Annotated in this window: 12 protein-coding genes and 1 riboswitch; of the genes, 2 read left to right on the top strand and 10 right to left on the bottom strand. The window is 73.2% G+C overall.

The window, feature by feature from the left end; genetic code table 11:
- Positions 1–115: 115 nt before the first annotated feature.
- From eno to ACI2LW_RS21515, 9 genes are all read right to left on the bottom strand, one after another.
- Positions 116–1,402 (bottom strand): phosphopyruvate hydratase, encoded by a 1,287-nt coding sequence (gene eno, locus ACI2LW_RS21555; RefSeq protein WP_404732816.1) that lies wholly within the window; start codon positions 1,400–1,402, stop codon positions 116–118.
- A gap of 329 nt (positions 1,403–1,731) precedes the next feature.
- Positions 1,732–2,424, bottom strand: a complete 693-nt coding sequence (locus ACI2LW_RS21550) for a transglycosylase family protein (protein ID WP_404732815.1) — start codon at positions 2,422–2,424, stop codon at positions 1,732–1,734.
- 4 nt (positions 2,425–2,428) lie between these two features.
- Positions 2,429–2,596, bottom strand: a riboswitch (cyclic di-AMP (ydaO/yuaA leader).
- Between the two features lie 182 nt (positions 2,597–2,778).
- On the bottom strand, positions 2,779–3,861 hold the full coding sequence (locus ACI2LW_RS21545; protein ID WP_404732814.1) for a transglycosylase family protein: 1,083 nt from the start codon (positions 3,859–3,861) through the stop codon (positions 2,779–2,781).
- 230 nt (positions 3,862–4,091) lie between these two features.
- Positions 4,092–5,384 (bottom strand): cytochrome P450, encoded by a 1,293-nt coding sequence (locus ACI2LW_RS21540; protein ID WP_404732813.1) that lies wholly within the window; start codon positions 5,382–5,384, stop codon positions 4,092–4,094.
- A 217-nt stretch (positions 5,385–5,601) separates the two neighbouring features.
- On the bottom strand, positions 5,602–6,591 hold the full coding sequence (locus ACI2LW_RS21535; RefSeq protein ID WP_404732812.1) for a nucleoside triphosphate pyrophosphohydrolase: 990 nt from the start codon (positions 6,589–6,591) through the stop codon (positions 5,602–5,604).
- 109 nt (positions 6,592–6,700) lie between these two features.
- Positions 6,701–7,348: a SurA N-terminal domain-containing protein gene (locus tag ACI2LW_RS21530; RefSeq protein WP_404732811.1), complete on the bottom strand. Its 648-nt coding sequence runs from the start codon at positions 7,346–7,348 to the stop codon at positions 6,701–6,703.
- A 138-nt stretch (positions 7,349–7,486) separates the two neighbouring features.
- On the bottom strand, positions 7,487–8,113 hold the full coding sequence (locus ACI2LW_RS21525; protein ID WP_404732810.1) for a hypothetical protein: 627 nt from the start codon (positions 8,111–8,113) through the stop codon (positions 7,487–7,489).
- Positions 8,114–8,219: 106 nt separating this feature from the next.
- Entirely contained in the window at positions 8,220–8,564 is a 345-nt protein-coding gene (locus ACI2LW_RS21520) for a hypothetical protein (protein ID WP_404732809.1), read from the bottom strand.
- Between the two features lie 93 nt (positions 8,565–8,657).
- Positions 8,658–9,485, bottom strand: coding sequence for a glycoside hydrolase domain-containing protein (locus ACI2LW_RS21515; protein WP_404732808.1), 828 nt, complete (start codon positions 9,483–9,485; stop codon positions 8,658–8,660).
- A gap of 435 nt (positions 9,486–9,920) precedes the next feature.
- Between ACI2LW_RS21515 and ACI2LW_RS21510 the strand changes: the two genes are divergently transcribed.
- Both ACI2LW_RS21510 and ACI2LW_RS21505 read left to right on the top strand, forming a co-directional pair.
- Entirely contained in the window at positions 9,921–10,631 is a 711-nt protein-coding gene (locus ACI2LW_RS21510) for a hypothetical protein (protein WP_404732807.1), read from the top strand.
- A gap of 52 nt (positions 10,632–10,683) precedes the next feature.
- The gene (locus ACI2LW_RS21505) at positions 10,684–11,058 is read left to right on the top strand and encodes a hypothetical protein (protein ID WP_404732806.1); all 375 of its coding nucleotides are present in this window, start codon (positions 10,684–10,686) and stop codon (positions 11,056–11,058) included.
- A gap of 189 nt (positions 11,059–11,247) precedes the next feature.
- On the opposite strand, the gene ACI2LW_RS21500 is transcribed toward ACI2LW_RS21505, so the two are convergent.
- Entirely contained in the window at positions 11,248–13,107 is a 1,860-nt protein-coding gene (locus ACI2LW_RS21500; RefSeq protein ID WP_404732805.1) for an insulinase family protein, read from the bottom strand.
- Position 13,108: the final 1 nt, after the last annotated feature.

Raw genomic sequence — 13,108 nt, 5'->3', positions numbered from 1 at the left:
CGGACACGGTACGGGACCGGTACGGGGACGTACGTACGACCGGCTGAGGCTCGGCCCTCAGCGGCTGATCGGCTCAGCCCCTGAAGCTCAGCCCCTGAAGCTCAGCCCTTGGAGCTCAGCCCTTGAAGCGCGGGAAGGCCGAGCGGCCGGCGTACACCGCGGCGTCGTCGAGGATCTCCTCGATGCGCAGCAGCTGGTTGTACTTGGCCACGCGCTCGGAGCGGGCCGGGGCGCCGGTCTTGATCTGGCCGCAGTTGGTGGCGACGGCCAGGTCGGCGATGGTGACGTCCTCGGTCTCGCCGGAGCGGTGCGACATCATGCACTTGAAGCCGTTGCGCTGGGCCAGCTCGACGGCGTCCAGGGTCTCGGTGAGCGAGCCGATCTGGTTGACCTTCACCAGCAGGGCGTTGGCGGTGCCCTCCTCGATGCCGCGGGCGAGGCGCTCGGGGTTGGTGACGAACAGGTCGTCGCCGACGAGCTGGACCTTGTCGCCGAGCTTGTCGGTGATGACCTTCCAGCCGGCCCAGTCGTCCTCGAACAGCGGGTCCTCGATGGAGACGAGCGGGTAGGCCGCGACGAGCTCCTCGTAGTACTCCGTCATCTCGGCGGCGGAGCGCTCCTTGCCCTCGAAGAGGTACTTGCCGTCCTTGTAGAACTCGGAGGCGGCGACGTCGAGCGCGAGGGCGATCTGCTGGCCGGGGGCGTAGCCGGCCTCCTTGATGGCCTCGAGGATGAGGTCGAGGGCCTCGCGGTTGGAGCCGAGGTTGGGGGCGAAGCCGCCCTCGTCGCCGAGGCCGGTGGCCAGGCCCTTGCTCTTCAGGACCTTCTTCAGGGTGTGGTAGACCTCGGCCCCCCAGCGCAGCGCCTCGGAGAAGGACTCCGCGCCGATCGGGGCGATCATGAACTCCTGGATGTCCACGTTGGAGTCGGCGTGCGAGCCGCCGTTCAGGATGTTCATCATCGGCACCGGCAGCAGGTGCGCGTTCGGGCCGCCCAGGTAGCGGAACAGGGGCAGGTCGCTGGCCTCGGAGGCGGCGTGGGCGACGGCGAGCGAGACGCCGAGGATGGCGTTGGCGCCGAGGGAGCCCTTGTTGTCGGTGGCGTCCAGGTCGAACATGGCCTGGTCGATCAGGCGCTGCTCGGTGGCGTCGTAGCCGACCAGCTCCGGGCCGATCTGCTCGATGACGGCGAGGACGGCCTTCTCGACGCCCTTGCCCTGGTAGCGGTTCGGGTCACCGTCGCGGAGCTCGATGGCCTCGAAGGCGCCCGTGGAGGCGCCGGACGGGACGGCGGCACGACCCGTGCTGCCGTCGTCGAGGCCGACCTCGACCTCGACCGTGGGGTTGCCTCGGGAGTCCAGGATTTCCCGGGCTACGACGACGTCGATGGACGGCACGAGCATCTCCTTCTTGGATGTGACGCTTGAGGTGCACGGCTGGAGTGCCTTGCGACTAGAGCCTAACCGTCCCGGGCCGTCGGCCGGCCGACCGACCGTCCCGTGGACAGGGTGACGGTACCCATTGTTCCCGTCCGGAACAAACAAGAGAGGGAAACCGGCCGGAAGAAGCCGCGAGGAGCACGAGGAGAAGGAAAGGAAAAGCCCCGCCCCGGTGCGTACGGGGGAGAACGCACCGGGGCGGGGAGCCCGTGGGGACGGGGGACGGGCCCGCGGGACCCCGCGGTGGGTGCCGCCGCCGTGGGGGCCTGTGGTGCCGGGCTACCGGCGGGCCGTCACTTCAGGTGCAGCTGCTGGCCCGGGTAGATGAGGTCGGCGTCCTGGACGATGTCCTTGTTCAGCTCGAAGAGCTTCGCCCAGCCGCCCTTGACGTGGTGCTCGGCGGCGATGGTGCTGAGGGTGTCGCCGGAGACGACCTTGTACTCGCCGTCGCCCTTCGCGACCTTCTTGCCGGTCGGGGTGGTGACGGTCTTCTTCGGGGCCGGACGCGTGGCGGAGCGGCCCGCCCGCTGCTCGGTGGAGCGGGTGGCCGTGCCGCTCTTGGCGGTGCTCTTGCTCTGGCCCGAGGACGGGGCGGCGGAGCCGCCGGTGTAGGCGGCGCCGGACAGGCCCTTGCCGCAGACCGGCCAGGCGCCCTTGCCCTGGCCCGCCAGCACCTTCTCGGCGACGGCTATCTGCTGCGACTTGGAGGCGAGGTCGGCGCGCGGGGCGTAGGCGGTGCCGCCGTACGCGGCCCAGGTGGAGTTGGTGAACTGCAGGCCGCCGTAGAAGCCGTTGCCGGTGTTGATGGACCAGTTGCCGCCGGACTCGCACTGGGCGACCGTGTCCCACTCGGAGGCGGTGGCGGCGGAGGCGTTGCCGGCGGCCATCAGCGGAGCGGCGACGGCGGCGCCGGTGACACCGGCGAGCGCGACGGCGCGGGTGGCCTTGGACGGACGGCGGTGCTTGCCCTTGCCGGAAAACAGCATGGATGGATCCCCTCACCGACGCCTGCGAGGTGAGCTGTCGGGTTCGGGCCGGTTGAGTTGCCCGGCCGTGCCTCTCGTGCGAGGCACGGCTTCACCCCCAGCCGCTCCGGCGAACTGCCCGGCGCGGCACTTACCTTGGGTCCCCCGCTCCTGCCTGCGGCGCGTGACGCGACGACTGTTCCCGTGCGGCCGCTGGCAGGATTCGGCGTTGCGGCAGCCGGGGCTCGCGGTGGCGAACGGTCACGACCGTAGACATGTGATCGCCCGGATTTCAAAGACGATCACGGCTTCTGAGACTCATCCCACACTTTCACCGAAAGGGACATTCGGTGCGAAGTGTGACGTGAACTCGGCCTAGTTCCGGGTGTTTTGGACCGGGACATCCAGGGTCTGACCGGCGGAGATGTGGTTCGGGTCGGATCCTATGGCCGACTCGTTGGCCTCGTAGAGCGCGCGCCATCCGCCCTCCACCGCAAGGGAGTCGGCGATGGACGCGAGGGAGTCGCCGGAGCGGACGGTGTAGTAGTCCTCGGAGAGCGTGTGCGCGCCGTCGCCGTCCCGCGAGGCGTGACGGCCGGAGGAGGCCGCCGTGAGGCTCTCCTCCGGATCCTCCTCGGCGCTGCCGCCGCGGTGCCGGCCGGCGCCGAGCGCCCCGGTGTCCACCAGGGCGGAAGAACCCACGATCTGTTCGGAGTTGTCCGGCTTGTCGGTTCCGGGGCTCACCGAGGGAGAGGTGGTGGCACCGCCGGCCCGGTCACCCTGGGCGGGCGCGCCGGCAGCGGCGGAGCCGTCCTGGCCGGCGGGCGAGGAGGCCGTCGGGGAGGGCTTGGCGGAGGAGCCGTCCGGCGAACCGGAGGAATCGGGTGAACCGGTGGAGTTCGCGGAGGATCCGGATGAACCGGTGTCATCGGACGAGGAGTCGGACAGGCCGGGGTCCTTGACCGTGGACGAGTTGGACGAACCGGACCCCTTGGACGATCCGGAGCCTTGGGACTTGTCGCTCGAACCGGGCGAGGTGGAGGGGTTGTCGCCCACGCCGGTGTCGACGTCGGCCGTGCCGGAGTCCTTGCCGAGCCCGGCGAGCAGACCGCAGGTCGGCCAGGCGCCGGGGCCGCGGTCGGCGAGTATCTTCTCGGCCACGGCTATCTGCTGGGACCGGCTGGCCTGGTCGGGGCTCGGCGCGAAGTCCAGGCCGCCGTACGCCTCCCAGTCCTCCAGCGTCAGCTGCAGGCCGCCGTAGTAGCCGTTGCCGTTGTCGGCGCTCCACGAGCCCCCGGTCTCGCACTCCGCCACCTTGTCCCAGGTGGTGCCGTCGGCCGCGCTCGCGCCGCTCGCCCCCAGCAGCGGGATGGCGATGGCGGATCCGGTCACCCCGGCGGCGACGAGGAGGGCCGGAGCCTGACGGGGGCGACGGTGACGACCGTTCCCGGAGAGCATGCGGAGACCTTTCGTGGGACAGCGGTGACCGGCGCGGCCGACGGTGCGCCGGGCCGCGCTGATGCGTGAAGATAGCGGCTGACGATCACTTGTCACAAGTTAATGCCGCACAGATCACGTGAAGATCACATAGTTGAACGTGTGTCAGCTTCCGTTCGCGCGGCGGGGGGTGCAGGCGCCCGGTGGCTCAGGGTGTGGGCATCGGGGCTCAGGGTGTGCGCGCCGAGGGCTCAGGGTGTACGCGTCCGGGGGCTTTCCGGGGTGAAACGGACGGGCAGGGTGCGCAGTCCCCGCATGATGAGCCCGCCGCGCCAGCGCAGCTCGGCCGGGTCGGCGTCGAGCCGGAGGTCCGGCAGCCGGGTGAGGAGGGTGGCGAGGGCGGTCTGCCCCTCCAGCCGGGCCAGCGGGGCGCCGAGGCAGTAGTGGATGCCGTGGCCGTAGCCCAGGTGCTGGTTGTCGCGCCGGGCCAGGTCGAGGGTGTCGGGGCCGGTGAACCGTGCCGGGTCCCGGTCGGCGGCGGCGAGGACGACCAGGACCGGGTCGCCGGGTGCGATGTCCTGTCCGCCGATGGTGAGCGGCCGGGTGGCGAACCGCCAGGTGGCCAGCTCCACGGGTCCGTCGTAGCGCAGGAGTTCCTCCACGCCGCTTGCCAGCAGGTCCCGCTCGCCCGCGGCCAGGGACCGCTGCAGGAGTTCGCGCTGCGCGGGGTGGGTGAGCAGGGCGTAGGTGCCGTTGCCGATGAGGTTGACGGTGGTCTCGAACCCCGCGAACAGCAGGATGAAGGCCATCGCCGCGGCCTCGTTCTCGGTGAGGTGCTCGCCGTGGTCGGAGGCGCGGATCAGGCCGGAGAGGAGGTCCTCGCCGGGGGCGGGCTCGGCGGACAGGGCCTCGCGCTTGTTGTGGAGCAGTTCGGCGAGGTAGCCGCGCATCTTCTTCACCGAGCGGGCGACGCCGCCGCGCGGGCCCTTGCCGTGGCGGATCATCATGCCCGCCCAGTCCCGGAAGTCGTCCTGGTCCTCGCGGGGCACGCCGAGCATGTCGCAGATGGCGTAGATGGGCAGCGGGAAGGCGAACTCGTGGATGAGGTCGGCGGTGCCGCGCCGCGCGAACCGGCCGATGAGGTCGTCGGCCAGCTCCTGCACGCGCGGCGCGAACTCGGCGACGCGGCGGGGGGTGAACGCCTTGCTGACCAGCCGGCGCAGACGGGTGTGGTCCGGCGGGTCGATGTTGAGCAGATGCGTCATCAGCTCCGCCTTGCGCTCGCCGGGGATGCCGGTCCTGCCCCGGGCGTGCGCGGGCTCGTCGTGGTGCGCGGGGTTCTTGCTCAGCCGCTGGTCGGCCAGCGCCTGCCGGGCGTCGGCGTACCGGGTGACCAGCCATGCCTCGACCCCGCTGGGCAGCCGGGTGCGGTGCACGGGGGCGTGCTCGCGCAGCCAGGCGTACGCGGGATAGGGGTTGCTCGCGAACTCCCAGGTGAACAGGGCGGGCGGGGCGTCCGGGCCGGCGGGGGGCTGGTCGTGCATGGGGCCGACCCTAGCCGCCGGACCGCCCACGGGGGGCCGGGCCCCCGGGCCGCCCACCGGGCGCCGTACCCGCCGGGCCGCCACCGGGTGCCGTGCCCGCCGAGCCCACACTGGCTGCCGTACCCCCCGGGCCGCCCACCGGGTGCCGTACCACCCGCCGGGCCGCCCGCCCTGTCCCGGCCCGTCCCTGCCCGTCCTGGCCTTCCCGGACCGGGGCTCAGGATCGTTCCGTGTCCTTGATGGCGTCCCGGTAGGCGCGGGCCGCCGCGCGCAGGGCCGCCTCCGGGTCCACGCCCTGCGCCTCGGCGCGGGCGGCCAGGGCGAGGAGTTCGTAGCCGACGCCCTCGCCCCGCGGGAACGGCACGTCCAGGCCCGCCGTACGCACCCGGGACGCCAGTTTCGCGGCCAGGGCGAGGCCGGGCTGGCCGAGGGGGACGCCGTCGGTGACGGACGTGCGCCGCTTCTCCTCGGCCTTGGTGCGCAGCCAGTGCTCCTTGACCTCCTCCGGGGTGGCGGCCGTCTCCTCGCCGAAGACGTGCGGATGGCGGTGGATCAGCTTGGCCACGATGCCGGCGGCCACGTCGTCCACCGAGAACGGCGCCTCGGGGTCCTCCTCGGCGATACGGGCGTGGAAGACGACCTGGAGCAGTACGTCGCCCAGTTCCTCGCGCAGCTCCTCCCGGTCGCCGTCCTCGATCGACTCCACCAGCTCGTACGCCTCCTCGATGGCGTACTTCGCCAGGCCCTCGTGGGTCTGCCGGGACGACCAGGGGCACTCGGCGCGGATGCGGTCCATGACCTGGACCAGGTCGAGCAGGCGGGCGCCGGGCAGGTCGTAGGAGGCGGGAAGCAGTTCCAGCTCGGGCAGGGCGACGCGGCCGGACCCGGCCAGCCGGGCGAGGCCGTCGGTCAGCGCGGGCTCTCCCTCGCCGGTGGCCACGACCACCACCGTGCGCCCTCCGGCGCAGGCGCCGACCAGTTCCTCCGCGCTCGGCGACGCCTCGTCCACGGTGATGCCGGCCTCGCGCAGATACGGCAGCTGCGGGTGCGCGCCGTCCGCGCACAGCACCCGGTCGGCCGCGTGCAGGGCCCGCCACGCGGGCCAGGACAGCAGGCCCGGGGCGACCCGGTGACTGGTGGTGAGCAGGACGACACGGCCGGCGCCGGCGGCCGGGGAGACGGGGTCGGTCACGCTGGAGGTGTTCACGCTCCGAACGTAACCCACGGCTCCGTACGGCCCCGAAGCCGCCCGGAAGGGCCGCCCGGAGGCGCTGCCCGGAAGCCGTTCGGGAACCGCCCGCGAGGGCCGGGCGCCGCTACGCCGGGGTCTGCGCCGCCGTCGCCGTGACGTCGCGCAGCCACGGGGTCCTGGCGTCCACCCGGCTGCTCTTCTGCACGTCCCAGCTGCCGTAGCGCGGGTTGAGGTCGACGCCCAGCTCCGCGGAGGCGGCGGACAGGGCCTTCCAGAAGGCGGGCCGACTGGTGTCGGTGCCCAGCTTGGCCGCGAGCTTCTGCGCCTCCACCTGCCGGCGCATGTTCTCGTCGAGGCGCCGCGGCGGCACCCCGTACTGCTGGAGCCAGACGTTCTCCAGCGCCTTGGCGCCGCCGGCCCGCTGCTCCAGGCCCGCCCGCATCTGCTGCACCTCGCGAGGGCCGACCGTGACGCCCGCGTCCCGGGCGGCCCGGTCCAGCACCCGGTCGAGGACCATCTGGTGCAGCGTGTTCCGGGCCAGGGTGCCGGTCTTGGCGACGATCTGCTCGTACTGCGCGGCGTCGGGCACCGCCGCCCGCTGCGCCCGGCGCACCTCGTCCACCCTGCTCTGCAGCTGCGAGACGGTGATGCGCTCCCCGCCGACGACGGCCGCGGCGCCCGGATGCGCGTCGTTTCCGCAGGCCGTGAGGAGGGGGGCCGCCGCGGCCAGCGCGGCGGACAGGACGAGCGCGGTGCGACGACGGCGATGCAAGGGAGCCTCCTGAGGAGATTGTGCGGCGGTGCACAAGGTCTTGCGGTGATCGATCTTAGGCAGCGAGCAGGCTCCGGCCAACCCATTGGACCGACGATTCCCCGGGTGTCCCGGGCACCGCCCGGTGTCCCGGACGGCTCAGCCGCGGGCGCGCACCGCCCGTTCGACGGCGGCGGCCACATCGGCGCGCAGCCCGTCGCCGGTGCGCACCGTGGTGACGTTCCCGCCCGCGTGTCCGCCGCCGACCAGTACGAAGCCGACCTTCTTGTACCGCGGTGCCGTGTCGCCGGCCGCGGTGACCTCCGGCCGGCCCACGGCGAGGACGACGTCGCAGGAGCGCTGGAGCATCCCGTTGAGGAACGGGCGTGCGTTGCCGGCGCTCTGCTCCCCGGTCACCTGGCCGTAGCTGACCCGGGCGTGGGTGGTGCGGGAGGCGTCCTGCATGCCCTGCCAGACCTCGGCGGCCGTGGTGCCGGCGGTGATGCCGTCCTTCCCGGTGAGCAGGCAGGCGTCGGTCTCGGTGTAGTGCCGGGCGCGGGTGTCCGGGACCGGCGGGCGGTCGTCGTGCCCGGAGAGCAGGTACACGGTCACGGCGAGTGCGCCGGCGACGGCGACCGCGCCCGCCGCGAGCGCGAGGGTACGTCCGCGCAGTGACCGCAGCCGCCGGGCCGCGGCGCGCGCGGCCACGGCGAGCGGGCCGCCCGCCCGCGCCCGCGCCTGCTGGGCCGGACGCCTCTGCGTCACCTGCCTGACCTGCTTGCTCACGTTCTCCCTGCTCTCGTGTCGGCCCGGCACCTGCTCCCGTGTCGGCCCGGCACCGGGCCGGTGCCGGGCCGCCGGTTCCTGCGTTTGCCGTTTGCCGTTTCCCGGCTCAGGGGCGGCCGGACCGCCGCGGCCACGCCGTCCAGGCGTGCACCGAGGCACCCGCCATCGACAGGGAGATCAGCAACAGGTCCGCCGCAAACAGCGGCCCGTGGGTGTCCTCGGGCGTCAGGGCCAGTTCGGCCACCCAGGCCGCCAGCACCGCGCTGAACGCCGCGAAGGGCCACCAGCCGGCCCCGCCGCGCCCCCGCACCGCCATGACCAGCGACGGTACGGGGCACAGCAGGCCGAGGCTGAGCAGGGGCAGCGCGGCGAGGGCGGCCCGCACGGTGTACGGCCGCAGCTTGACGTACGGCCGCAGCACGACCGCCCTGCCGAGGGACGCGAGCCTCATCCGTTCCGCCCTCCCCTTCCCCTGTCCTGCGCGTCTTTCCCTGTACTGCGCGGCTTCCCTGTCCTGCGCGGCTTCCCTGTCCTTGTGCGACGGTCAGCCGGTGATGGCCACGGGCGCGTCCCACGCGTCGCGGTCGACGGTGAGGGTGACGCCGCCGTGGGACTCCTTGCTGTTCACCATGTACTGGTGGGCCCGGCTGTGGTTGGTGAACTGGGTCTTGCCCCAGGGCCAGTCGGAGGTGGTGGTGTTCGTCTTGTCCCAGAGGGCGTACCAGAGGTTGCCGGGCAGGTCGGTCTTGTTGCTCGCGGTGGCGATGGCCTTGGCGCTGGAGCTGGTGAAGCCGTAGAAGCCGGCGCGGTAGGTCTTGGCGCGCAGCTCCTTGTCGAAGGCGCGCACATAGGTGAGCACCGCGTCGTTGCACGACTTGTCGGTGATGTCGTACGGCTCCATGTCGAGGTAGATGGCGCTGCCGGCCTTCATCCCGAGCGCGGAGGCCTTGGCCACGGCGTCCTTGGCGTCGCTGGTGCCCAGCGAGGAGGCGGTGGAGGCAGTGAGCTTCTCCGGGTTGGAGCTCTTCTGGCACGGTGGCTGCGCGCCGACGTAGATCGGGATGAGCTTCCAGCCGAGGGAGCTGACCGACTTCACCCAGGACGCGGTCAGGTTGGGCTGCGCGCAGCCGCGGTTCTTGCCGCCGACGTAGACGGCCGCGGCGCCGTAGAAGCCGGTGTGCCAGGCCTTCATGGTGGACAGCGAGGGCGCGGTGCAGGTGTCGAAGGCGCGGCCGGTGAAGGTCTTCTGCGCGGGCCAGGTGGTGGCGGCCATCGAGGTCTGCGCGGCGATGCCCGCGCCCGCGACGACCGCGGCCCCGGCCACGCCCCACGTGATGTACCTGCGCTTCCTGGACTGCCGGTGCTCGGCCATCCCCACCCCTGTCTGTGACGGTGTGCGCGGGTGCGCGCACGGGCACGCGCACCCGTGGGCACGCGTGCGTGTCGGAGGCGGCGTACGGCGCCGGTCGCGCGCCGTACGTCCGCCGGAATACGTTGCTGGGCTCCTTGATGCGGCGCCTGCGTCCGGCCGCGGACACCCCCCGGCGCCTGAAGCGGATCGCAAGGTAACCGATGCGGTTTCTGTGAACGGGCAACGGAGCCCCTTGATCAGCACATGATTGTCACAAGCAACGGCAAAAACAACCGTGCGGACGGTGGCGGCCTGGCGCGGGGCGCCCGAACCCGTCCGCCTTGACCGGCGGTTGGCACACCTCTGACCTGTACATGACCTTCACATGACCTGGGGAATCCCCTGCGCGTCGTAAGGTCCGCTGGCCACCCCCCTGGCTCTTCGAGAAGGACTCGCATGCACCTCCCGTTCCGCGCCGCCCGCGTTCTGGCCGTGGCCGCACTCCCCCTCGCTCTGGCGGCCTGCGGCTCGTCCGGGACCTCCGCGGCGAAGGCCACGGCGTCCCCGTCGCACTCCGCGGACCCGAACGCCGGCCTGTTCACCGGCGCGCAGCTGAAGAAGGCGCTCGCCCCGGCGTCGTTCTTCCCGGCCGGTTTCGCCTCCGACCCCGGCGCCACCCGCGACAGCGGGGACACCTACCAGCCGCCGGCCGCCAAGAGCCCGGCGAAGCCCGACTGCACCAGGCTGGAGGGCACCTCCTGGATCGACATCGCCGGTGTCACCGGTGTGTCCTTCGCCCAGGGCGACTACGTCAGCAAGAACACGTCCGAGGAGATCGCCCAGCAGATCGACACCTACCGGGGCACGACGGCGGCGCGCGTGCTGAAGGACGTGACCAGGATCGCGGCCACCGCGTGCGGGACCTTCACCGACCCCCAGACCCATTCGAAGGTGAAGGTCGCCGCCCGGGCCACGCCCGGACTGGGCGACGAGGCCGTCACGATCACCCTGACGGACCCCTCCTGGGAGAACGGCACCACGCTCGTCGCCGCCCGTGTGGGCACCAGCCTCGTCAGCGTGCTCTCGACGGACGGCCACGACAACGGCGCCGCCACGGCGACGAAGCTGACGCGGCGGATCGCCGCATCGCTGAGGAGGACGGCCTGACCGTGCCCTACTCTTGCCCTGCTATGCCGTGGGGGCAGAGGTGGGGGTGGAGATGGACAAGCGTCTGGAAGCCGGCTGGCTCCAGCGAATCGCCTGGTCGGCGCTGGCCTGGGGTTCACTGGGCCTGCTGATCTGGGTCCCGTTCCTGTACGTGGCGATCCGCCGCCGCCGGGTCTCGGACTGGGGGGCCGTCGCGGCCTTCGTCTTCTACGAGTGCGTCACGCTCCCCTGGGCGTCGTGGACGTCCGCCGGTGACGGCGACCCGGTCCTGGGCACCGTCGCCGTGCTGTGCCTGCTGACGGCGACGGCCATGCTGCTGTTCGCCGTCTTCGACGCCCGGCAGCCGCGGCAGACGGCGCAACCGCCGTACGGCGCGCCGCCGGCGCCCGCGCAGGGGCAGGCGTACGGGTATCCGTACGGGCGGTAGGCGGGCCCGGCCCGTACGGGCGCTGGGCGGGCCCGGCCCCTACCGGCGGTCGCGGGCCCGGCCCCTACCGGCAGTGGCGGGCCCGGCCCATACGGGCAGTGGCGGGCCCGCCCTTACCGGCGGCGGGCGGGCACGGGCCCGGGCGGCCGCCTCACGCTCACGCCCGCCGGGTGCGGCGCAGGATCCGCCTCACGCCCGCCGGGTGCGGCGCAGGATCCGCACGGCGGGCCAGGCGGCCAGGGCCGTCACCGCCCACAGGAAGCCCGAGACCGCGATCCATTCGCCGGCGCTGGTCTCCGGATCGTCGGCGTCGAAGACCGTGAACACCAGCGCGACGAAGCCGCACAGGCCCGCGAGGATGCCGAAGGCGACCAGGGCCGCCGTCTGCGGCCCGGTCCGAAGGGTGGGCGCGGAGGGCTCCCGCGCCTCGGCCCGGCCCTGGCGGCCGGATGCCCCGTCCGCACTGTCCGCGCCGCGCCCGCCGCTTCCCCGGCCCGTACGGTTCGCGCCGCTTCCTCGCTCCGCGGCCTTCGCATCCTCCGCATCCTTCGCGCCCTTCGCGCCCTTCGCTCCGGGCATCGCGGGTCTCGGCCGGGGCGGCTGCTGCCGGGCAGGCAGCCACACCACCGCATCCGGCGGAACCGCGGCGTCGAGGACCGCCATCGTGTGCGCGTCGACGCCGTACAGGGCCGGCTCGACGTCCACGCAGATGCCGTCGGTGCCGATGAGCCGCCGGCCGCCGTCGGGCCGGCTCAGCACGGCGGCACAGGACCGGTACAGCACCGTCGCGGCCCTCCCGGAACCGTGCGCCGCCCCGCTCACCAGACTCACCCCCTCCTCGCCCACCACCAGCGCCGCACCGTTCCCGCCCACGGGATCGAACCGCCGCCCGGTGACGGCGTACGGGGAGGTCGTCGGGGCCGCCGTGTACCCGGCCCAGTCGGCGCTGTGGCCCGCGGGCACCTGCATCAGCGCCGTCCGCGCCGCCTCCAGGGCCACCGCGTGCAGATCCGCGGGCGTCACCGCCCACAGCTCGGCCCGCAGTTCGTCCGGGGTGCGCGACGGCCGCCCGGCGAGCAGGTCCTCCGCCATGCCCGGCAGCTCGCGTACGGCCGCGTCGGGCGCGGTCAGCGCCATGTCGGCGCGACCGCGCACCGCGTCCAGGCCGGCCTGCCCGACCCTGCCCGCCTGGAGCGCGGCGAGGACGTCGACGAAACCGCCGAGCACCGCGTCCTGCCGGTCGGGCAGGGCGTCCGCGAACGCGGTCACCAGCGCGTACCCGTCCCGGCGGGGGGAGTAGTCGGTCGCCGTGGTGTAGGAGTAGCCGCCCTCCTGCCGCAGGGCCCGGGACAGTTCGCGCTCCAGGACGCCCGCGTACAGCCGGGCGGCGGCGGTGTCGGTGACGACGCCGTCCAGCAGGACGCCGCCCGTGCCGTCGGAGAAGTAGGCGGGCGTGACGGGGAGGGCGGAGGTGACGGCGGGCAGCGGATGGCGGTCGCCGGCGGACAGCTTCAGCGACAGCCCGGCCGGCAGGCGCTCACCGGCGATCCACAGCGCGGCGTTGCCCTGGGTGAACCAGGTCTGCGCCCAGTGCCGTACGTCGTCCGCGCGCAGGCCGCGCACGCCCCACTCCGGGTAGCCGGCCAGGCCGTGGCCCTGGGCTCCGTAGCGCCACAGCGGGAGCGGGCTGGGCTCGCGCCGCGACTCCTCGGTGCGCAGGATCTCCTTCTCGGTCTCCAGCCGTTCCATGGGCAGGTCGGCGAGCGAGGCGCAGACGCCGGTGAGGTACGCGACGACCTCGTGCTCGGCGCCCTCGACGTGGAAGTGGGTGAACGCGGCCTTGGTCGCGCCGTTGAAGTGGTAGTCGGCCAGGCCCTGGCGGTGCAGGGCGAGGTGCTCGACCAGGTGTGTGACACCGGACCGGGCGAGCGTCTCGTCCGCGACGCCGACGCGGAAGACCAGTCCGGCGCGCAGGGGGCCGGCGGCGTGGGCGAAGAGGGTGGGTATGCCGTCGACCTGGGTGTGGTGGACGGCGGACTGGGGGTTCATC

The sequence above is a fragment of the Streptomyces sp. NPDC004065 genome, from assembly GCF_044903565.1.
GTDB lineage: Bacteria > Actinomycetota > Actinomycetes > Streptomycetales > Streptomycetaceae > Streptomyces.
This window is presented reverse-complemented; position numbering and strand designations above follow the sequence as displayed.